General features: G+C 73.4%; 1 protein-coding gene. It reads right to left on the bottom strand.

Going from position 1 to position 334, the window contains the following annotated elements; translation table 11 throughout:
- A partial coding sequence (locus IG74_RS47410; protein ID WP_037827622.1) for a KR domain-containing protein occupies positions 1-334 on the bottom strand: 334 nt, incomplete at both ends.

Below are 334 nucleotides of genomic sequence, written 5' to 3'. Positions count from 1 at the left end.
GAGAAGAGGGCGAAGAGGGCGAGGGGTTGGTGGCGGGTGAGGTGGTGGAGGTGCCAGGCGGCGTCGACTTTGGGGCGCAGGACGGTGGTGAGGCGGTCGGGGGTGAGGGCGGTGATGATGCCGTCGTCGATGACGCCCGCGGTGTGGACGACGCCGGTGAGGGGGTGGGCGGCGGGGACGGTGTCCAGGACGGCCTTGAGGGCGTCGCGGTCGGCCGCGTCGCAGGCGGCGATGCGTACGTTCGCGCCGAGCCCGGCCAGCTCTTGGGTCAACTCCCGTGCGCCGGGCGCCTCTTGGCCCCGGCGGCTGGTGAGGAGCAGGTGCTTGACGCCGT

The sequence above is a fragment of the Streptomyces sp. NRRL B-1347 genome, from assembly GCF_000720325.1.
In the GTDB taxonomy this organism is placed as follows: Bacteria; Actinomycetota; Actinomycetes; order Streptomycetales; family Streptomycetaceae; genus Streptomyces.
Note: the sequence above shows the minus strand (reverse complement) of the source record. Positions and strands in the feature narration are given on the sequence as shown.